Origin of the sequence: Phenylobacterium soli (assembly GCF_003254475.1) — a bacterium.
Lineage (GTDB): Bacteria > Pseudomonadota > Alphaproteobacteria > Caulobacterales > Caulobacteraceae > Phenylobacterium > Phenylobacterium soli.
Map to the genome: position 1 here is coordinate 2,592,120 of NZ_QFYQ01000001.1, position 20,139 is coordinate 2,612,258.

The following is a 20,139-nucleotide window of genomic DNA, read 5'->3' on the forward strand; positions in this document are numbered from 1 at the left end:
CAGCCCTCACGCGCGGTAGATGAAGTCGATCAGATAGACGTTCTCGCCCGTTCCATGGCGAGCGACGCTCAGGAGATCCGCCAGGTGCTCGAAGCCCGAGCGCCTGGCGATTTCGTCTGTGACGTCGGCGAAGTCGATGTGCTGGATGCGCGTGACCTCCACCTGGCCGGAGCCCAGCGGGTAGCGGCCGCCGACCTTCACCCTCACGCTTCGCCAGATGCGCACGGTGCAGGTGATGTCGCCGCGCATGATCGGCTCGCGCAGGCGCTTGGTGAAGGCGAGGCTCATCGGAGGTCTGGGCCCCAGGTCCATGGCCGCCGTCCGCGGAGGCTCTGGGCCCAGACGGCGCGCCATGAGCCGTCCGCCCGGCGATAGAGTTCGGCAGAGCCGCCCGCCGCGAAGGCCGCGCCGGTCAGCACCAGCTTGCCTGGACAGATCCCTGCCGGAAAGTCGTCGCGCAGCACGATCACCTCGGCGCTGCCGCAGAGCGCCTCGATCCGGCCATCCTTCAACGGGCGTCTGAGGTTCCAGGCGGCCGCGAGGCGCACGGGCGCTCCGGCCCTGGGCGCGCAGCTCCAGTGATCGCAGTCGTAGCCGATGTCGCGCAGGGCCTCGCCGCCGGAAGGATCGAGGCCCCGCCGGCGGGCCCAGAGCTCGGCCCCGAACAGCTTCACGTCCGGCCGGAACAGCACCGCCTGCCCTGCACTGCGCACCGCCACCGCCGAGCCGTCCGCGGCGATCCAGGCGTCGGGCGTGGCGGGCTTCGGCACGAGCGACACCGCCATGGCGAACGGCAGCCCGAGCCAGCGCAGCGGCCCCTTCCACAGGCAGAGCCAGAGGAGTCCGAGGAACGCGGCCGCCAGGGTCCATTCCGGCCCGCTGGCCACCGTCAACTGGGCGTAGGGCCAGCCGGCGATGGCCGTGGCGATCCGGTTCATGAGGGCGATGGCGAAACCCGCCATGTCGAGCGGCGCCTGGCCAAGACCGAAGGGCGACAGGGCCGCGCCCAACGCCAGGCCGGGCATCATGACGAGGCTGGAGATCGGCTCGCTGGCGAGGTTCGCCACCAGGCCCCAGGTGGAGATGCGGTTGAAGTGCTGCATGGCGAAGGGCGCGGTGGCGAGACCGGCCACGAGGCTTACGGCGACCGCCGCCACGGTCCAGGTCCGGACCGCCTGGAGGCCACGGATCCACCAGGGGGCGGAGATCTCCCGCACAGGCTGCGGCCAGGCTTCAGCCAGGGCGACCAGCGCCGCGGTCGCCGCGAAGGACATCTGGAACCCCGGCTGGGTCACCGCTTCGGGCTGCAGCAGCAGCACCGCCATGGCCGCCAGCGCCAGGGCGTGCAGGCTGATCGCCTGCCGCCCGACCAGGATGGCGCCGAACGCCACCGCCGCGGTGATCGCCGAACGCTCCGCCGGCGGTGGAGAGCCCGAGAGCACGAGATAGCCCAGCACGGCGGCGAGGCCGAGGAAGGCGGCGGTTTTCTTCCCGTCGATCCGCAGGGCCAGCCACGGCCAGGCGGCGATGATCAGGCGAACGCCGGCGAAGACGAAGCCGCCGACGATGGCCATGTGCAGGCCCGAGATCGAGATGATGTGGGCCAGCCCCGCGGCCCGCAGATCGTTCACCTGGGCCGGCGGGATGAAGGCGTCGTGGCCCGTCGTCATGGCCGCGGCGAGGCCGCCCTCCTCCACGCCCATGGCCTCTACGATCCGCCGGGTCAGGGTCCAGCGGATGGCGTTGACGCGCATGGTCAGGCGCAGTCGCCAGGGCGGCGGCGCGTCCGGCTCCCAACTCTGCGGGGTCCCGAGCGCGAAGCCCACCCCGCCGATGCTCTGGAAATAGGCGTCGCGGGCGAAGTCGTAGGCCCCGGGGCTCGCGGGTTGCGGCGGGGCGTTGACGACCGCCAGAAGGCTGATCGGCTCGCCCGGCGCGGGTGTGTAGCCGCCCTTCAGCGTCACTCGCACCCGGATCGGGGTGGCGTTCTGTGGCCACTCGCCGATCCGGGCCGGCGCGATCAGCAGCCGGCGACCGCCCTGCCCCGGGCTCGAGATGTCGAGCACCCAGCCCTCGATCCGAACCGGCGGCCCCTTGGTCGGCGCGAGCGGAGCCTTCACGTGTTCGGTGCGCAGCTTGGCCGCCGAGAATCCGCCGATCGCGCAGGCCGCCAGGACCAGCGCGGCGGTGACGCCCCGGTTGGGCCGCCAACGGCTGGCGAGCAGAAGCAGCGCGCCGACCATCGCCGCGCCGAGCCAGGCGAGCCAGACCTGCGGCTCGCGCGGCAGGGTGAAATAGAGCCCCGAGCCCAGGCCCAGGGAGACCGGCGTCCACAGGCTCCAGCGCTCCGCCTGGCGCGTGAGCTGCCGCGCGAGCCAGGTGGCGATCTCCCGAGCGCTAGGAAGGGTCCGAATCCGCGTGCTAAGAGGCGCGGCCCAGGCGCGATCGTGCGCCGCGGCCTCCCCAGACCCCGCACAATCGATGTCCGCTAATTCCGACTCTCGGCCCGTCGTCACCCGGATCGCCCCCTCGCCCACCGGCATGATGCACATTGGCACGGCCAGGACCGCCCTTTTCAACTGGCTTTACGCGCGCCACACCGGCGGCAAGTTCCTGCTGCGCATCGAGGACACCGATCGCGAGCGCTCCACGGCCGAAGCCGTGCAGGTGATCTTCGACGGCCTGAAGTGGCTGGGGCTCGAGGCGGACGAGGAGCCGGTGTTCCAGTTCGCCCGCGCCGACCGTCACCGCGCTGCGGTCGACGCGCTGCTCGCCCGCGACGCGGCCTACAAGGATTTCATGACGCCTGAGGAGCTCGAGGCCGAGCGCGAGGCGGCGCGCGCCGAGGGGCGCGTCGTCCGCTCGCCCTGGCGAGACCGCTCGCCCAACGACGCACCCGACCGCCCGTTCGTCGTGCGGCTCAAGGCGCCGCAGGAGGGTGAGACGATCGTCGACGACCAGGTGAAGGGTCAGGTCCGCTTCGAGAACCGGAACCTTGACGATCTGATCCTGCTGCGCACCGACGGGACGCCGACCTACAACCTCGCCGTGGTGGTCGACGACCACGAGATGGGGGTCACCCACGTGATCCGCGGCGACGACCACCTGAACAACGCCGCCCGCCAGACCCTGATCTACCAGGGCCTCGGCTGGGACGTGCCGGTCTGGGCCCACCTGCCGCTGATCCATGGCCCCGACGGGACCAAGCTCTCCAAGCGCCACGGGGCCCAGGCGGTCTCCGAGTTCGCCGACATGGGCTATCTGCCCGAGGCGATGCGCAACTACCTGGCCAAGCTCGGCTGGGGTCACGGCGACGACGAGATCTTCGCCGACGCCCAGGCGATCTCCTGGTTCGACATCAAGGACGTGGTCAGCGCCCCCGCTCGCCTCGACTGGGACAAGCTGAACCACCTCAACAACCACTATATCCGCGAGGCCGAGCCCGGGCGGCTGACCGGGCTCGTGTCGCACATCCTGCAAAGCCGCGAGTGGAAACTGCGCAGCACCGACCCGGATCTGCTGCAGCGCACCATCCCTCTCGTGCGCGATGGGGCCAAGACGCTGCTCGAACTCGCCGACGCCCTCGTCTTCGTCCTGAAGCAGCGGCCGCTGGAGATCCCCGAGAAGGGCCTCGCGATGCTGACGGACGAGGTGCGCGCGCGCCTGGCGCGCCTTCGGGAGGACCTCGCCGGGGCCACCGAATGGGAGGTTTCCGCCCTCGAGTCCCGCATCCGCGGGTTCGCGGAACGCGAAGGGGTGGGGATCGGGAAATTCGGCCCGGCGTTGCGCATGGTGATGGCCGGCGGCTCGCCTGCCCCCGATCTGGCGAGCACCTTGGTTTCGCTCGGGAAGGACGAAAGTTTAGGTCGGCTCGACGATGCCCTTTCGCTGGTGCGGTAAAGTGCTATAGGGCCCGACGAACAGGCGTTTCACTCACTCAAGAACAAGAAGGGGATCGGCATGGGCGACACGGCGAAGATCGACATCGGCGGCAAGGCGGTCGACGTGCCGGTGCTGAAGGGCACCATGGGCCCCGACGTGCTGGACATCCGCAAGGTGTACGCCGAAGCCGACGTCTTCACCTACGATCCCGGCTTCACCTCGACCGCCAGCTGCGAGAGCAAGATCACCTTCATCGACGGTGACAAGGGCGTGCTGCTGCACCGCGGCTATCCCATCGACCAACTGGCCGAACAGTCGAGCTTCCTCGAGGTCTGCTATCTGCTGCTGCACGGCGAACTGCCGAACGCGGCCCAGTTCACCGAGTTCGAGCACAACATCACCTACCACACGATGTTGCACGACCAGTTCGACCGGTTCTTCCAGGGCTTCCGCCGCGACGCCCACCCGATGGCGATCATGGTCGGCGCTGTCGGCGCTCTTTCGGCCTTCTACCACGACAGCACCAACGTCGATGATCCCGAGCAGCGGATGATCTCCGCCCATCGGATGATCGCCAAGATGCCGACCATCGCGGCCCGCGCCTTCAAGTACTTCCGCGGCCAACCCTTCGTGCATCCGCGCAACGAGCTCTCCTACGCCGAGAACTTCCTGCGCATGTGCTTCTCGGTCCCGGCCGAGGATTGGAAGGGCAACCCCGTGCTGACGCGGGCCATGGATCGGATCATGATCCTGCACGCCGACCACGAGCAGAACGCCTCGACCTCGACCGTCCGCAATGCCGGCTCCTCGGGCGCCAACCCGTTCGCCTGCGTCGCCGCCGGCATCGCCTGCCTCTGGGGCCCCGCGCACGGCGGCGCCAACGAGGAAGCGCTCAACATGCTGACCGAGATTGGCACCGTCGACCGCATCCCCGAATACGTCCAGGGCGTGAAGGACCGCCGCTATCGCCTGATGGGCTTCGGCCACCGGGTCTACAAGAACTACGACCCGCGCGCGAAGGTCATGCAGAAGACCTGCTACGAGGTCCTCAACGAGGTCGGCCACAAGGACGATCCGCTGCTGAAGGTGGCCCTCGAGCTCGAGAAGATCGCCCTGAACGACGACTACTTCGTGCAGCGCAAGCTCTACCCGAACGTCGACTTCTACTCCGGCATCACCCTGCGCGCGCTGGGCTTCCCGCCCGAGATGTTCACGGTGCTGTTCGCGGTCGCCCGCACCGTGGGCTGGATCGCCCAGTGGAAGGAGATGATCGAGGATCCGGCGCAGAAGATCAGCCGTCCGCGCCAGCTCTACACCGGCGCGCCGCAACGGGATTACGTGGCGGTCGACAAGCGCTGAGACCGACGGGGCGCTCAGGCGCCCCGCTTCTCCTCCAGGACTTTCAAGACTGCAGTGGCGGCGGCCTCCGAGGGATCGGGGCCGCCGCGTCCCATTTTGTCCAGCGCCGCATATTGTGCGGCGGTCTGGCGGGCGCGCAGTTCCGGATCGTCCAGGCGACGCGCGATCTCGCGGGCGAGCGCGGGCCCATTGCACTCGTCCTGGATCAGCTCCGGCGCCACGAAGTCCTGAGCGGCGATGTTGAACAGGGTGACGTACCGGGTGCGGATCAGCCGCTTGACGATGGCATAGGTGACCGGCCCCAGGCGGTAGCCGATGACCATCGGCGCACCCGCCAGGGCGAGCTCGGTCGTCACCGTTCCTGAGCACGCCAGCGCCACGGTCGCCGCCTTCATGGCGTCGAGCTTGGTCTCCTCGCCCTCCAGCACGTGCGCCCTGTGCGCCCAGCCCGCCACCCTGCCCTTCACCGCCTCGGCGACGGTTGGGGCGGCCGGCACCACCACCTGCAGCTCCGGGCGGCCGGCCTTGAGGATGTTCACCGCCTCTTCGAAGGCCGGCATGACACGGGCGATCTCGCTCGGCCGGCTGCCCGGCAGCACGAGCAGGATCGGGTCCTCAGCCCCGGCGCCGATCTGGGCGCGCAGCCGCGCCGGATCGGCCTTGGAGAAGTCGATGCTCAGGGCGGCGTTGCCGACGAAGGTCACCGGCAGGCCCTCGGCCTCGAAATAGGGCGCGTCGAAGGCGTGGATCGACAGGAGGTGGTCGACCGCCTGGGCCAGGGTCTTGGCCCGGCCGGGCCGCGTGGCCCAGACCTGTGGCCCCACATACTTGATGAGCGGCAGCCTGGGATCGAGCTTCCTCAGGCGCTGGGCGGCCCGCAGCGTGAAGCCCCAGGAATCGATCAGTACCGCCACGTCGGGCTTCTCGGCCGCCGCGATCGCCGCCGTCTCGTCGGCCCGCTTCACCACCCGCGGATAGGCCAGAAGGCCCTCGAGAAGGCCGAGGATCGACAGCTCGGAGATGTCGAAGGGGCTCTTCACCCCCTCGGCGGCCATCCGCTCGCCGCCGACGCCGACGAAGCGCACGCCCTCGCCCAGCTTCGCCTTCAGCGCCCGCGCGAGGCCCGCGCCCCGGTCATCGCCCGAGGCCTCGGCGGCCACGAGCATGACGGTGAGCGGCCGGGTCACGGCGCCGGCTCCACGCCGAGGATGAAGAGCCCGAGCTCGTCGGCGGCCTCGATGACCGCCTCACGGTCGAGGACCAGAAGCCGTCCCGCCTCGCCGACGATGCCGGCCAGGCCCGCCGCGGCCGCCGACTGCACGGTGGCCAGGCCGATGGTGGGCATGTCGACACGCGTCTCCTGGATCGGCTTGGGAGCTTTCGCGAGCACGCCCTGCGGCGCACCTGGGGCGCCGCGGATCGCCTCCGGCAGGCCCGCCACGCGCTCCAGCATGGCCGCCGTGCCCTCCTGCGCCTCGAGCGCCAGCACCAGGCCGCGGCAGACCACGGCCGCCTGGCCGATGTCGAGCCGCCCGATCGCGCGCGCCACCTCCAGCGCCCGCTCGGCGTCCGAGCGCGCGGCCTCTCCGGGGCGGTGCCGGCCGAGCGGGCCGGCGGGCAGGCTGAGGTCTTCCATCACCTCATGCGCGCCCTCCACCGCGAAGCCCTCCTTCTCGAACTCGCCGACCAGGAAACGCAGCAGGGCGTCGTCCCCCTTGCCCGCCGCCAGGATGGCGCCTGGCAGGGCCTTCAGGCCCCGCAGGTCCGGCATCAGGGTGGCGAAGTCTGGACGGGCCACGTTGCCGGCCAGGCAGACTGCTTCGCAGCCGGCGCGCTTGAGGAGCTTGAAGCATTTGCCGAGTTCGGCCAGCCCGACCTCGGCGCCGGCGAAGGGCCCGAGCTCGGTCCCTGCGAAGCCCTTCAGGCGGATCACGAACAGCGGCCGCCCCGAGCGTTCGCAGTGCTCGGCGATCTCGACCGGCAGACCGCCGCCGCCGGCGATCAGGCCAAGCTTCTTCATCAGACTTCGCGTTCGGGCAGGCAGAGCGGCCGGCTGGCGTCGGCGCGGATGAACTCGAGGATCTCCATGACCTCGGGACTGTCCCCGAAGGTCTCGGCCGTGTCGTCGAGCCGCTCCTGGAAGGTGCCCTCGTCCGCGAACAGCAGGCGGTAGGCGGCGCGCAGGGTGTTGATCGTCTCGCGATCGAAGCCCCGCCGCTTCAGCCCCACGAGGTTCAGCCCCTCGAGGTGGGCGTGGTTGCCCCAGACCGAGCCGTAGGGGATCACGTCCTTCACCACGGCTGCGAGGCCACCCACGAAGGCGTAGCGCCCGACCCGGCAGAACTGGTGGATGGCGGCCAAGCCGCCGACGATCACATAGTCGCCGATCAGGCAGTGGCCGCCGAGCGTCGCCTGCTTGGTCATGACCACGTGGTCGCCGACGATGCAGTCGTGGCCGACGTGGCTCTCGATCATGTAGAGGCCGTTGGAGCCGATGCGGGTGACCCCGCCGCCGTGCACCGTGCCGATGTTCATCGTCGCATGCTCACGGATCAGGTTGTTGTCCCCGATCACCAGGCGCGTGTCCTCGCCCTTGTAGGCCAGATGCTGTGGCGGGCCGCCAAGCATGGCGAAGGGAAACACCTGGTTGTTGCGGCCGAGCTCGGTCGAGCCCTGGATCACCACGTGCGAGTGGATGATCGTCCCCTCGCCCACGCGCACCTTAGGCCCGATCACCGAATAGGGCCCGACGCTGACGCCGGCGGCGAGCTCGGCGCCCTTCTCGACGATCGCCGTGGGATGGATCTGCACGCTCAACTCAGGTCTCCACCACCATGGCCGCGAACTCGCACTCGGCGGCCACCTTGTCGTCCACCACGGCCTTGCCGCGGAACTTGAAGACGTCGCCCCGAGCGCGGAGCACCTCGACGTTCAGCCGGATCACGTCGCCGGGGCGGACCGGCGCCCGAAAACGGCAGTTGTCGACCGACATGAAGAAGATCGCCTTGCCGCCGACGTCCACTTCCAGGGACTTGGACATCAACACCGCGCCGGTCTGGGCCAGGGCCTCCACGATCAGCACGCCGGGCATCACCGGATAGCCGGGGAAATGGCCCTGGAAGAACGGCTCGTTGACGGTCACGCACTTGATGCCGACGATCGACTGCGAGGGCTTGTACTCCTCGCAGCGGTCGACCAGCAGGAACGGATACCGATGCGGGATCCGGGCGAGGATCTCGGTGATGTCGATCGAGGTCTCGCCCTCGATCACCGGCGCCTTACGGCTCATTCCCCCGCTCCATTCCTGCGGCTCGCTTTTTGGTTGAGCCAGGCCGTTTCCCGCAGCCAGACGCGCATGGGACGCGCCGGAAAGCCGCCCCACGTCTCGCCGGCGGGAACGTCCTTCATCACCCCGGACGCGGCGCCCAGCCGCGCGCCGGCCCCGACGTTGATGTGATCCGCGATGCCGACCCGGCCGCCCAGCTGGGCCCCGTCGCCGATCGTCACGCTGCCTGAGATACCGGTGTGGGCCGCCATCACGCAATTGCGTCCGACCCGGACGTTGTGGGCGATCTGCACCATGTTGTCGATCTTGGTGTTCTCGCCGACCACGGTGTCGTCGAAAGCGCCCCGGTCGACGCAGCTGTTGGCCCCGATGGTCACCCCATCCTGCAGGATGGCCCGCCCGAGCTGGGGAATGTCGATCAGGCCCTTGGGGCCGACGGTGGCGCCGAAACCCGCCTCGCCGATCGCCGCGCCGGCGAGGATCTTCACCCGGTCGCCGATCAGGGCGCACTGGATCGATACGTTGGCCGAGATCAGGCAGTCGCGGCCGATGGCGACGCCGGGGCCGATGGTGGTGTTGGCCCCGATGCGCGTGCCCCGGCCGATCCGCGCCCCGGCGCCAATCACGACGCCAGGCGCCAGCTCGACGCCATCCTCCAGCTCCGCCTCCGGCGAGATGAGCGGACCGGCCGCGATGGCGCGGGCGCGGTGCAGGCGCTTGGCCGCCAGGGCATAGGCGCCCTGCGGATTGCCGGTGACCAGGGCCGGGCAGCCCTCCGGCAGCAGGTCCGCATCCTTGGCCTGGACGAAACACCCGGCCGCCTTGAGGCCGTCCAGCCCCTCGGCGTGCTTGCGGTCGGAAAGGAAGGTGACGGTGTGGTCCTGCGCCTGGCTCAGAATGGCCACGGCGCGCACCGACCGACGCCCGGCGTCGGCCTGTGCGAGCTCGGCCCCGGCGAGCCCAGCGAGCTCGCCCAGGGTGATCGGACCCAAGTCTTCGAAGAAGCGCGGATCGGGCATGGAATCCTCCCTACCCTAATTCGCCGCGCTGACGTCCGCTCGGTCGAACTATTTCTTCGGCGCGGGCTTCGGCGCCGGCGCAGGCGTGGTCGGACGCGGCGCAGCCGGAGCGGCTGCAGCCTGGTCCAGACGCTCGCGGTCGAAGGCGAACTGGGTGATCTTGGCGTTGAGCGCAGTCACCACGGTCGGGGTGATGTCCATGGCCGGGTTGGCCAGGACAACAGAGGTGCGCTGCAGGAGCACCGAGCAGTTCTTCTGCTGGTAGGCCTGGCGGATCAACGGCTCCATCTCGTCGCCGATCCGGGCCAGGGCCTTCTGCTCGGTGGCTTGGACCTCGCGGTCGCGGAGCTGGGCCTTGCGCTGCAGGGCGTTGGCGCGAACCTGCAGGGCGGCGCCGCGCTGCTCGAAGGAGTTCTGGTCGAGCGAGGCGCGCTGGCCTTCGAGGGTCTTCGCCTCGGCGTCGATCCCATTGCGCTCGGCGCCGAGCTCGGCCTGAACCTGGCCGACGATCTGCTGCAGGCGGGTGTCGACGTACTTGCCGACCGTCGAATTGGCGATCACGCCCTCGACCGAGATGATGCACAGGCCGGGAACGGCGGCGCCGTGGGTCACCTGCGGCGCGGCCGCGGCTTGCGCGTAGGCGCTGGAGCCGGCAGCGAGGGTGCTGGCCGCAGCGAGAGCGGCCGCGACGAAGGGCTTGAAGGTCATGTGTCTTAGAACCTGGTTGAGGTGGAGAACCGGAAGGTTTCGGTCTTGTCGTAGGCCTCTTTGGCCAAAACTTGGCTGAAGTCGAAGCGCAGCGGACCCATGGGCGATTTCCAGAAGATACTCAACCCGGCCGACGCCCGCAGCGACAGATCGTCCTTGATGTCGGCGCTGCGCACCAGGATCAGATTGCCCGAGGCGTCTTTCTGGAAGCCCTTGGTCAGGTCGCTCGGATCGACCGGCACCGGGGCCCGCTTGTCCACCGGGTCGAGCAGGCCGACCGTGCCGAAGTCGCTGAACAGGGCCGCCTTGATGCCGTACTGCTCGGGCAGATAGGTCGGGATGGTCAGCTCCACCGAGCCGATCGCATAGGCCTTGCCGCCCAGGGAGTCCGTCCGGCCGAAGCTCAGGTCGCGCGGACCGATGCCGGCAGTCTCGAAGCCGCGGAAGCTGTTGCCGCCCTTGTAGAAGCGGTCGTTGATCCGGATGTGGTCGCCGCCCCAGCCGCCGATGAAGCCGGCCGAGCCGGTCACCGTCAGGATGAAGTTCTTCGAGAAGCCGTGGTACCAGCCGGCGTCCGCCTCGGTCTTCACGTACTTCACGTCGCCGCCGAGGCCCGCGAAATCCTGGGTGATGCCCATGGTGAAGCCGCGGGTCGGGTTGATCGGATCGTTGCGCCGGTCGATCCGCGCGCCGTAGCCGACCAGCGAGGTCAGGAACGCGCCGCGCTGCGAGCAGACCGAGTAGGACAGCAGCTGCAGCGAGGGATCGCAGAGCGAGTCGTCGATCTGCACGTCGTCGCTGCGCAGGGTGTAGAGCAGCGAGCCGCGGGCGTTGAGGCTCAGCGGGAAGCTCAGGCGCAGGTTGCCGCCGCCCGAGGTCGTCTTGTACGCCGAGTACTGGGTCAGGTCGTACTTGTAATAGAAGAGGTCGGTGCCCAGCGCGAGGTCGCGGCCGCTGAAGCGCGGCTCGGTGAACGAGAAGTCCACCTGCTGGCGCAGTGAGCCCATGGAGACCCGCGCCCGCACGTCCTGGCCGCGGCCGCGGAAGTTGTGCTCGGCGAAGCCCAGGTCGATGACCAGCTGGTCCACCGACGAATAGCCGGCGCTGAACGACAGCTCGCCCGTCGGCTGCTCCTCGACCTTCACCTGCAGGCTGGTGCGGTCCGGGGCCGTGCCGGGCGTCTCGGTGATGTCGACGTTCTTGAAGAAGCCCAGCGCCTTGATCTGGTTCTTCGACCGGTCGACCAGGGCGCGGTTGTAGGCGTCGCCCTCCGAGACGTTCATCTCGCGACGGATCACGTAGTCGAGGGTCTGGGTGTTGCCGACGATGTCGATGCGGTCGATGTAGACCCGCGGGCCTTCCTTCACGTCGAACACGACGTCGACGGTGCCGTTCTCGGGATGCCGCGTGAAGCGCGGCCGCACGTCCACGAAGGCGAAGCCCGCCGCGCCGGCGGCGAAGGTCAGGGCGTCCGTGGACTGCTCGAGGCGCTGGTCCTCGTAGAGCTCGCCCGAGCGGATCGGCACGAGTGAGGCGAGCACGTTCTTGTCGAGCTTCTGCAGCTCGGTCTCGACGCTGATCTTGCCGAACTTGTACTCCGGCCCTTCGTCCAGCGTGTAGGAGATGGCGAAGCCGTTCTTGTCAGGCGCCAGTTCGGCCACCGACGAGATCACGCGGAAGTCGTAATAGCCGCGGTTACGGTAGAACTTCCGCAGCTGCTCCTTGTCGTACTCGATCCGGTCCGGATCGTAGTTCGCGTTCGAGGAGAAGAATTTGTACCACTTGGACTCCTCGGTCACGACCACGCCGCGCAGGTCGTTGTCCGAGAAGGCCTTGTTGCCGAGGAAGTTGACCCGCAACACGCCGCTCTTGGGGCCCTCGTCGATCTTGAAGATCAGGTCCACGCGCTTCTGCGGCAGCTCGACGATCTGCGGCGTGACCGTCGCCGAAATGCGGCCCGATCGGCGGTAGAGTTCGAGGATCCGCGCCACGTCGGCCTGAGCCTTGGCGCGGGTGAAGATGCCGCGCGGCCGGACGCTCACCTCGTCCTTCAGCTTGTCGTCCTTCAGGCTCGAATTGCCCTCGAACAGCACGCGGTTGATGATCGGGTTCTCGACCACGGTGACGATCAGGTCGCCGTTCTGGAAGTCGATCTTCACGTCGGCGAACAGGTCGGTGCGGAACAGCGCCTTCAGCGCCAGGTCCGCCTTGGCCGAGTCCACCGTGTCGCCGGCCTGGATCGGCAGGTAGGAGATGACCGTCTGGGGTTCGATCCGCTCGTTGCCCTTGACGATGATCCGCTGGACGACGCCGCCCTGTTGGACCTGGGCCACGGCCAAGGTCGGCGCGACGAGCGCCGTGGAGCCCAAAAGAAGGGCAAGACCGGAGGCGAGCGCAGCGCTGCGAGCGCGGTGTCTGTGCATAGAATCAGCCGTTACGAAGGGAAGGCGAACCTTACGAGAATAGGCCGCCGAGGAAAGTGAGCACACGTAGGCGCTGCAGATCGTTCCAGGTCGCGAACAACATCAATCCGAGCACCAGAGCAAGCCCAACGCGGTAACCTGCCGCCTGAACCTTGGCAGCAACAGGGCGTCGCGCCACCGCTTCGTAGCCATAGAAGAGCAGGTGGCCGCCGTCGAGGACCGGAATCGGCATCAGGTTCAGGAAGCCGATGCCCACGGAGATGTTGCCGACCAGCTCCAGCATGGTGATCGCCGCATTGGCGAGCAGCGTCGGCAGGTTCGGCGACTCCTCGGCGGTCTGCTTGGCGATTTCGCCCGAGAGCTGCGCCATGCCGAGCGGGCCCGAGAGCTGCTCGGCGGTCTCGCGCCCGGTGATCATGCGGCCGAGGTAGCGCAGGGTGGTGTCCACCACCTCGACCGTCTTGGTCACGCCGCGTCCGACCGCCTCGACCGGCCCATAGCGCTTGAACTGGATATCGCCCGGCTGCGGCTTGTACTGCAGGCCGAGTTGGCCCAGGTGCTGCTCGTGGCCGAACCGGTCGACGATGACGCCGCGCCGCGGCGTCGCGGTGATCGCCACCTGGCGGCCGCCACGCTGGACCAGGAACTGGATCGGCGTGTCGGACTGCAGGAAGACGAGCCGCTGCAGGCTGGAGAAACTCTCGATCCGGCGGCCGTTGGCCTGCAGGACCACGTCGCCCTTCTGGAAGCCGGCCGCCTGGGCGGCGCTGCCAGGCTGAACCGCGTCGACGCGCGGCGGGGCGATGGTCTCGCCCACCGTCATCAGCAGGATGGCGAAGGCCGCGATAGCCAGCAGGAAGTTGGCGCCCGGGCCTGCGGCCACGATGATCGCCCGCTGCCAGAGCGGCTTGAAGTGGAAGTAGCGCTTCAGCGCCCCCTCGCCTTCCCGGCCGACGATCTCGCGGCGCAGATCGGTCAGGTCCTCGTTGTCGGGGACGCTGGCGGCGTTCTCGTCGCCGGCAAACCGCACATAGCCGCCCAGCGGAAGCCAGCCGATCCGCCAGTGGACGCCGGACTTGTCCTGCCACTGCAGCAGCGGCCGGCCGAAGCCGATGGCGAACCGGTCGATGGCGGTGCCCAGCCACTTGGCCGCGAGGAAGTGGCCGCCCTCGTGCACGGTCACGACGACGCCCAGGATGATGAGGAAAGGGATCACATAAAGGAGGGCGTTGTGCAGGAAGCCGATCATCGAGAGTCTGCTCCTTTGAGCCTCAGGCCTGGGCCATAAGGGCGCTCACGACCTCGCCCGCCACGCGGCGCGCCGTCGCATCGGTCATTCGCGCCCATTCCAGCACGTCTCCGGGCTCGGGGCGGGTCGACGATCCCCGATCCATGCACTCGAGCGTCTCCGACACCACGCTGGCAATATCGAGAAAGCCGATTCTGCGGTCAAGGAAGGCGGCGACCGCCACCTCGTCCGCAGCGTTCAGGGCGGTTGGCGCCGCGCCGCCGGCAACCAGGGCCGCCTTGGCGAGCCTCAGGGCGGGGAAGCGCTCGAGGTCCGGATCCTCGAAGGTCAGCGGTCCGCACTTGGCGAGGTTGAGTTTCTCGGCCGGCCACGGCAGGCGGTCGGGCCAGGCGAAGGCGCAGGCGATCGGCGTCTTCATGTCCGGCGGGCCGAGCTGGGCCAGGGTCGAGCCGTCGGCATACTCCACCAGGCTATGGACGATCGATTGCGGGTGGATCACGACGTCGACGCGCTCCGGGTCCATGGCGAACAGATAGGCAGCCTCGATCACCTCCAGGCCCTTGTTCATCATGGTCGCGGAATCGATCGAAATCTTGGCCCCCATGTTCCAGTTGGGGTGCGCCAGCGCCTGTTCGGGCGTTGCACGGGCCATCTGGTCGCGGCTCCAGGCCCTGAACGGTCCCCCCGAGGCGGTGAGGATCAGGCGACTGATCTGATCGTGGTTTTCCGGCGAGAACACCTGGAAGATCGCGGAATGCTCCGAATCCACCGGGATGACGGCCCCGCCCGCGAGCTTGGCCGTGCGCAGCAGCGAGGGTCCGGCGCAGATCAGGCTCTCCTTGTTGGCAAGCGCCACGACCGCCCCGGCCTTGGCCGCCGCCAGGGTGGGCGCGAGGCCGGCGAAGCCGACGATGGCCGACATCACCCACTGGGCGTCCGCCGCCGCGGCCTCCAGCACCGCGCCCTGCCCCGCCGCCGCCTTGACGCCAGAGCCTTTCAACGCCTCGCGCAATTCGGGCAGCTTGCTCTCGTCCTCAATGACCGCCAGCTCGGGCCGCCAGCGCAGCGCCTGTTCGGCGAGCTTGTTCACGTTGCGACCGGCCACGAGGGCGGCGATCTCGACCTCGACCCTTGCCTTCTCGAACAGCTCCAGGGTCGAGACGCCCACCGAGCCGGTCGAGCCGAGGACCGTGACTTTCCGCGGCAGGTTCAATGGCCCCATCCCAGGTGGTTGGCGAGCCGCGCGGCGGCCATGACGACGACGGCGAACATCAGGCCGTCGACGCGGTCGAGGAGACCGCCGTGGCCCGGGATGATGTCGCCCGAATCCTTGACCCCGAAGCGGCGCTTCAGGGCGGACTCCCAGAGGTCACCGGCCATGGTGGCGAGCCCGACCGCGAGGCCCACGAGGGCTGCGGCGCGGAGGTCCAGGCGGAACACCGAAAGCCCCGCCATCAGCGCTCCGGTGGCCATCGCCGCCAGCAGTCCGCCGACGAACCCCGACCAGGTCTTGTTGGGCGAGAACCGCGGCCAGAGCTTCGGCCCCTTGAGCGTGCTGCCGACCGCGAAGGCGCCGATGTCGGCGGCCCAGGTGCAGGCGAACAGCATCAGAGTCCACCAATGGCCCTGGTTGGTGGAGCGCAGCCAGACGAGGCTGACCGCCGCCGGAGCGATGTAGAGCACGCCATAGCCCGCATCGACCGCCCGCTCGGCGACGCCGCGGGCGATCAGGGCGGCGGCGAGCGCGCAGATCGGGATCGCCAGCCAGGCGGTCTTGAAGTAGCCGAGGTGGGCCAGGAACACCGCCACCAGGATCGCCGCGGTCAGCGCCGCGGCCACCCGGACGGGCGCCTTGGGGGCGCTCATCCCGCCCCATTCAATGGCCAGCAGCGCCATCCCGACCGAGATCAGCACCAGGAAGACCCAGCCGCCATGCCAGGCGGTCCACAGGGCCGCGGGCACCAGCACGACCGCCGAAGCGACGCGCAGCGCCAGGTTCGACCAGTCGAAGCGCCTAGCCTGCGGCAAGGGCGTCATCGGGCACGACGGTTCCGTAGCGGCGGTTGCGGGTCTGGAACTCGGCGATGGCGGCCTTGAGGTCCGCCGCCGAATAGTCCGGCCACAGCACGTCCTGGAAAATCAGCTCGGCGTAGGCCGCTTCCCACAGCATGAAGTTCGACAGCCGCTGCTCGCCAGAAGGGCGCACGATGAAGTCTGGCGGCGGCGACTCTCCGGTCGCCAGCAAACCTGCGAAACGGGTCTCGTCCAGGTCCGCCGGGGTGGCGCGGCCGGCGGCCACCTCCTCGGCGAAGCGGCGCGCGGCGGCCACGATGTCGGCCTTACCGCCATAGTTGAAGGCGATGTTGAGGTAGAACCGCTCGTTGGCGGCGGTGCGCGTTTCGGCCTCGCCGCAGATCTTCACCAGGTCGCGGGACAGGCCTTCGCGCGAGCCAATCACCCGCACGCGCACGCCCTCGCGCTCCAGCCGGGCGAGGTCGCTCTCGAAGTAGCGCTTGGGCAGGGCCATCAGCTCGGCCACCTCGGCCGCCGGCCGGCTCCAGTTCTCGGTCGAGAAACCGAACACCGTCAGCCAGCGGATGTTCATCCCCGGCGCGGCCTCGACGATACGCTTCAGGGCCTCGACGCCGGCCCGGTGACCGAGCGTGCGCGGCAGGCCACGGCGCTTCGCCCAGCGGCCGTTGCCGTCCATGACGATCGCCACGTGCAGCGGCGGCGCCTCACGGGCCGGCTCACCCTTGGGCGGCGTATTGTCTGGGACGGCCATGGAGCTTTGGGGGTCCTGGGATGGGCGACCGCGCACGCCTCAGACGTGCATGATCTCTTGTTCCTTGGTTTTCAAGGCTTCGTCGATGCGCTTGATGGCCTCGTCGGTGATCTTCTGCACCTCGCCTTCCAGGCGCTTGTGCTCGTCCTGATTGATGACGCCGTCCTTCTCCGCCTTCTTCAGGTCGTCGTTGGCGTCGCGACGCACGTTGCGCACGGCGATGCGCTGCTGCTCGGCGTACTTGCCGGCCACCTTCACCAGCTCCTTGCGGCGCTCCTCGGTGAGCGGCGGGATGGGAATGCGCAGGTTCTGGCCGTCGACCACGGGGTTGAGGCCAAGGCCCGCATTGCGGATCGCCTTCTCGACCGAGACGACCAGGCCGCGGTCCCAGACGCTGACCATCAGCATGCGCGCCTCAGGCACGCTCACCGCGCCGCACTGGTTCAGCGGCATGGAGGAGCCGTAGGCCTCCACGTGCACCTGGTCGAGCAGGGTCGCCGAGGCGCGGCCGGTGCGCAGCGACCCGAACTCCTCCTTCAGTGCGGAGACCGCCTTGTCCATGCGGTCGCGGTACTTGGAGATCACCGGCTTTTCGGCGGTGGCCATTTGTCTTGCTCCCTTTCCTCCGGCGTCCGGCGGGTCAGGCGATGGTCGTGAAGACCCCTTCGCCTTCCAGCACCTTCAGCAGGTTGCCCCTCTCGCGAATGGAGAACACCACGATCGGAATATGGTTGTCGCGCATCAGGCTGACGGCCGATGCGTCCATGACCCTCAGGTCCTTGGCCAGGACGTCCTTGTAGCTGAGCGTCTCGTAGCGCTCGGCCTTGGGGTCCTTCTTCGGGTCGGCGGTGTAGACTCCGTCGACGCTGGTGCCCTTGAAGAGGGCGTCGCAGCCCATCTCGGCGGCCCGCAGCGCCGCGGCGGAGTCGGTCGTGAAATAGGGCGCGCCGAGGCCGGCGGCGAAGATCACCACCCTGCCCTTCTCCAGGTGCCGAAGCGCCCGGCGGCGGATGTAGGGCTCGCAAACCGCCTCCATCGGGATGGCCGACTGGACGCGGGTGTAGATGCCCTTCTTCTCGAGCGAGGCCTGCACCGCCAGGGCGTTCATCACCGTGGCCAGCATGCCCATGTAGTCGGCGCTGGAGCGCTCCATGCCCGTGGCGGCGAGGGTCGCGCCGCGGAAGATGTTGCCGCCGCCGACGACCAGGCACACCTGCACGCCGGCCCGCACCACCTGGGCGATTTCCTCGGTCGTGATGTCGAGGGTCTCGGGATCGATGCCGAAGGTGTCGCCGCCGACGCCAGCCTCTCCCGAAAGCTTCAGGAGGATACGCTTGTAGCGGGGCTTGGCGTCGGGCATGGGCTCAATCCCTATCGCAAACTGAACATAAGCCAAGGGCGCGGCGCGCGATCAACGCGCCGCGCCCTTGCGACTCGTCTTGAAAGCTTAGCTCTGGCCAGAGAGCTGAGCCACTTCCGCAGCGAAGTCGTCGGTCTTCTTCTCCACGCCCTCGCCGAGGGCGTAGCGGACGAAGCCTTTCACGGTGACCGTGCCGCCGACCTGCTTGCCGGTCTCGGCGACCAGCTGCTCGATGGTCTGGTCAGGGTTCATGACGAAGGGCTGCTTCAGGAGCACCACTTCTTCCTGCCACTTGCGGATCCGGCCCTCGACCATCTTCTCGGCGATCTCGCGGGGCTTGCCCGACTCCATCGCGGTCTGGGTCTGGATCTCGCGCTCCTTGGCCACGACCTCGGGGTCGAGCTCGTCGGAGGCGAGCGCCAGCGGCGGGGTCGGCGTGCCGGCCACGTGCATGGCGATCTTGCGGCCCACGTCCTTCAGCACAGCCTGGTCGCCCGGGCCTTCCAGAGCCACGAGCACGCCCAGGCGCGCGACGCCGTCGCCCTGCACATTGTGCAGGTAGAGCGCGACCGCTCCCTGGCTCACGGCGAGCTTGGTCGCACGGCGCAGGCGCATGTTCTCGCCGATCGTCGCGATCAGGTTGGTGACGTGGTCGTTGACGCTCTCGCCCGACGGCAGCTTGGCCGCCGAGATGGCGTCCACGTCACCGTCCACGCCCAGCGCCACCCTCGCGATGTCGCGGGCGGCGGCCTGGAACCGGTCGTTCTTGGCCACGAAGTCCGTCTCGGCGTTCAGCTCGATGAGCACGCCGCTCTTGCCGTCGTCGGCGACGAGGCCGGCCACCAGGCCTTCAGCCGCGGCGCGGTCCGACTTCTTGGCCGCCTTGGAGAGGCCCTTGGTGCGCAGCCAGTCCATGGCCGCTTCCAGGTCGCCGTTGTTCTCCTGCAGGGCCTTCTTGCAGTCCATCATGCCCGCGCCGGACTTTTCGCGCAGGTCTTTGACCAGCCCAGCGGTGATTTCCGCCATGGTCAGCTCCTTCAAGTTTTGCAAATCGACGGACCGGAACATGCCGGTCCGTCGTGACAGCTTCGCGAGGTTCGGAGGCTTGGAAGCCCCCTTAGCCCGCCTGTTCTTCGTTCGTGGCCTCGGCAGCCGGCGCGTCCGCGGCCGGGGCTTCGGAGCCGGTCATTTCGGCTTCGAGAGCCGCAGCTTCGGGCGCGGTGACCTCGGGCTCGGCGGCGGGAGCCGCCGCGGTCTTGGCCAGCGCCGGCTCCATCGGAGCTTCCGAAGCGCCCAGGTCCACGCCCGCCGCCGCCTGACCGGCCGCCAGGCCGTCCAGGATCGCATCGGCCATCAGATCGCAGTAAAGCTGGATGGCGCGCGCGGCGTCGTCATTGCCCGGGATCGGATAGGTGATGCCGTCCGGGTTGCAGTTGGTGTCGAGGATGGCGATCACCGGGATGTTCAGCTTGCGGGCTTCCTGGATCGCGATCGCTTCCTTGTTGGTGTCGATCACGAACATCAGGTCCGGAATGCCGCCCATGTCCTTGATGCCGCCGAGGGAGAGCTCGAGCTTGTCGCGCTCGCGGGTCAGCTGCAGCAGCTCCTTCTTGGAGCGGCCGCTGTCGCCTTCCAGCACGCCTTCCAGCTCGCGCAGGCGGGCGATCGAGCCCGACACGGTGCGCCAGTTGGTGAGCGTGCCGCCCAGCCAGCGGTGATTGACGTAGTACTGGGCGCAGCGCTTGGCGGCCGTGGCGATCGGCTCGGAGGCCTGACGCTTGGTGCCGACGAACAGGATGCGGCCGCCGCCGGCGGCGATCTCGCGCACCTTCACCAGCGCCTGGTGGAGCAGCGGGATCGACTGCGACAGGTCGATGATGTGGATGTTGGAGCGGCTACCGAAGATGTAGCGCTCCATCTTCGGGTTCCAGCGGTGCGTCTGGTGACCGAAGTGCGCGCCGGCTTCCAGGAGCTGGCGCATGGAAAAATCGGGAAGAGCCATCGGCTTCTACAAGTCCTTCTTCCGGTTGACCTCCGCAGACAACTCCCTCCGTTCGGAAGGACCGGA

The 20,139-nt window shown here is 68.8% G+C and carries 19 protein-coding genes; 2 read left to right on the top strand and 17 right to left on the bottom strand.

Going from position 1 to position 20,139, the window contains the following annotated elements; genetic code table 11:
• Positions 1-6: 6 nt before the first annotated feature.
• Complete coding sequence (locus DJ017_RS12915; RefSeq protein ID WP_111529100.1) at positions 7-288, bottom strand: ASCH domain-containing protein; 282 nt, start codon at positions 286-288, stop codon at positions 7-9.
• Positions 285-2,543: a ComEC/Rec2 family competence protein gene (locus tag DJ017_RS12920; protein WP_111530091.1), complete on the bottom strand. Its 2,259-nt coding sequence runs from the start codon at positions 2,541-2,543 to the stop codon at positions 285-287. Before DJ017_RS12920 ends, DJ017_RS12915 begins: the two co-directional genes overlap by 4 nt.
• Here DJ017_RS12920 and gltX point away from each other — a divergent pair.
• A complete protein-coding gene (gene gltX, locus DJ017_RS12925) occupies positions 2,482-3,900 on the top strand; it encodes a glutamate--tRNA ligase (RefSeq protein WP_111530092.1) in 1,419 nt (472 codons plus the stop codon). The two genes, DJ017_RS12920 and gltX, sit on opposite strands and share 62 nt — an antisense overlap.
• A 60-nt stretch (positions 3,901-3,960) precedes the next feature.
• The gene (gene gltA / locus DJ017_RS12930; RefSeq protein ID WP_111529101.1) at positions 3,961-5,241 is read left to right on the top strand and encodes a citrate synthase; all 1,281 of its coding nucleotides are present in this window, start codon (positions 3,961-3,963) and stop codon (positions 5,239-5,241) included.
• 14 nt (positions 5,242-5,255) lie between these two features.
• Here the strand turns inward: gltA and lpxB are convergent, their stop codons facing one another.
• From lpxB to rpsB, 15 genes are all read right to left on the bottom strand, one after another.
• Entirely contained in the window at positions 5,256-6,428 is a 1,173-nt protein-coding gene (gene lpxB / locus DJ017_RS12935) for a lipid-A-disaccharide synthase (protein WP_111529102.1), read from the bottom strand.
• On the bottom strand, positions 6,425-7,261 hold the full coding sequence (gene lpxI, locus DJ017_RS12940) for a UDP-2,3-diacylglucosamine diphosphatase (protein WP_111529103.1): 837 nt from the start codon (positions 7,259-7,261) through the stop codon (positions 6,425-6,427). Before lpxI ends, lpxB begins: the two co-directional genes overlap by 4 nt.
• On the bottom strand, positions 7,261-8,052 hold the full coding sequence (gene lpxA, locus DJ017_RS12945) for an acyl-ACP--UDP-N-acetylglucosamine O-acyltransferase (protein WP_111530093.1): 792 nt from the start codon (positions 8,050-8,052) through the stop codon (positions 7,261-7,263). Before lpxA ends, lpxI begins: the two co-directional genes overlap by 1 nt.
• 7 nt (positions 8,053-8,059) lie before the next feature.
• Positions 8,060-8,530, bottom strand: coding sequence for a 3-hydroxyacyl-ACP dehydratase FabZ (gene fabZ, locus DJ017_RS12950; protein WP_111529104.1), 471 nt, complete (start codon positions 8,528-8,530; stop codon positions 8,060-8,062).
• Positions 8,527-9,546, bottom strand: a complete 1,020-nt coding sequence (gene lpxD, locus DJ017_RS12955) for a UDP-3-O-(3-hydroxymyristoyl)glucosamine N-acyltransferase (RefSeq protein WP_111529105.1) — start codon at positions 9,544-9,546, stop codon at positions 8,527-8,529. Before lpxD ends, fabZ begins: the two co-directional genes overlap by 4 nt.
• Before the next feature lie 48 nt (positions 9,547-9,594).
• Positions 9,595-10,254 carry an OmpH family outer membrane protein gene (locus DJ017_RS12960; RefSeq protein ID WP_111529106.1) on the bottom strand — a complete coding sequence of 220 codons (660 nt, stop codon included), beginning with the start codon at positions 10,252-10,254 and terminating at the stop codon, positions 9,595-9,597.
• A 5-nt stretch (positions 10,255-10,259) separates the two neighbouring features.
• Positions 10,260-12,677, bottom strand: a complete 2,418-nt coding sequence (gene bamA / locus DJ017_RS12965) for an outer membrane protein assembly factor BamA (protein WP_111529107.1) — start codon at positions 12,675-12,677, stop codon at positions 10,260-10,262.
• Positions 12,678-12,708: 31 nt separating this feature from the next.
• Positions 12,709-13,926 (bottom strand): M50 family metallopeptidase, encoded by a 1,218-nt coding sequence (locus DJ017_RS12970; RefSeq protein ID WP_111529108.1) that lies wholly within the window; start codon positions 13,924-13,926, stop codon positions 12,709-12,711.
• A 22-nt stretch (positions 13,927-13,948) separates the two neighbouring features.
• Positions 13,949-15,148 (bottom strand): 1-deoxy-D-xylulose-5-phosphate reductoisomerase, encoded by a 1,200-nt coding sequence (locus tag DJ017_RS12975; RefSeq protein ID WP_111529109.1) that lies wholly within the window; start codon positions 15,146-15,148, stop codon positions 13,949-13,951.
• On the bottom strand, positions 15,136-15,963 hold the full coding sequence (locus tag DJ017_RS12980) for a phosphatidate cytidylyltransferase (protein ID WP_111529110.1): 828 nt from the start codon (positions 15,961-15,963) through the stop codon (positions 15,136-15,138). The genes DJ017_RS12975 and DJ017_RS12980 overlap by 13 nt, the downstream gene beginning before the upstream one ends.
• A complete protein-coding gene (gene uppS, locus DJ017_RS12985) occupies positions 15,941-16,711 on the bottom strand; it encodes a polyprenyl diphosphate synthase (protein ID WP_111529111.1) in 771 nt (256 codons plus the stop codon). The genes DJ017_RS12980 and uppS overlap by 23 nt, the downstream gene beginning before the upstream one ends.
• Before the next feature lie 39 nt (positions 16,712-16,750).
• Positions 16,751-17,317, bottom strand: a complete 567-nt coding sequence (frr, locus tag DJ017_RS12990) for a ribosome recycling factor (RefSeq protein WP_111529112.1) — start codon at positions 17,315-17,317, stop codon at positions 16,751-16,753.
• Between the two features lie 34 nt (positions 17,318-17,351).
• Complete coding sequence (pyrH, locus tag DJ017_RS12995; RefSeq protein WP_111529113.1) at positions 17,352-18,071, bottom strand: UMP kinase; 720 nt, start codon at positions 18,069-18,071, stop codon at positions 17,352-17,354.
• Positions 18,072-18,158: 87 nt separating this feature from the next.
• Positions 18,159-19,097, bottom strand: a complete 939-nt coding sequence (gene tsf, locus DJ017_RS13000; RefSeq protein WP_111530094.1) for a translation elongation factor Ts — start codon at positions 19,095-19,097, stop codon at positions 18,159-18,161.
• Between the two features lie 91 nt (positions 19,098-19,188).
• A complete protein-coding gene (gene rpsB, locus DJ017_RS13005) occupies positions 19,189-20,073 on the bottom strand; it encodes a 30S ribosomal protein S2 (RefSeq protein WP_111529114.1) in 885 nt (294 codons plus the stop codon).
• Positions 20,074-20,139 lie beyond the last annotated feature (66 nt).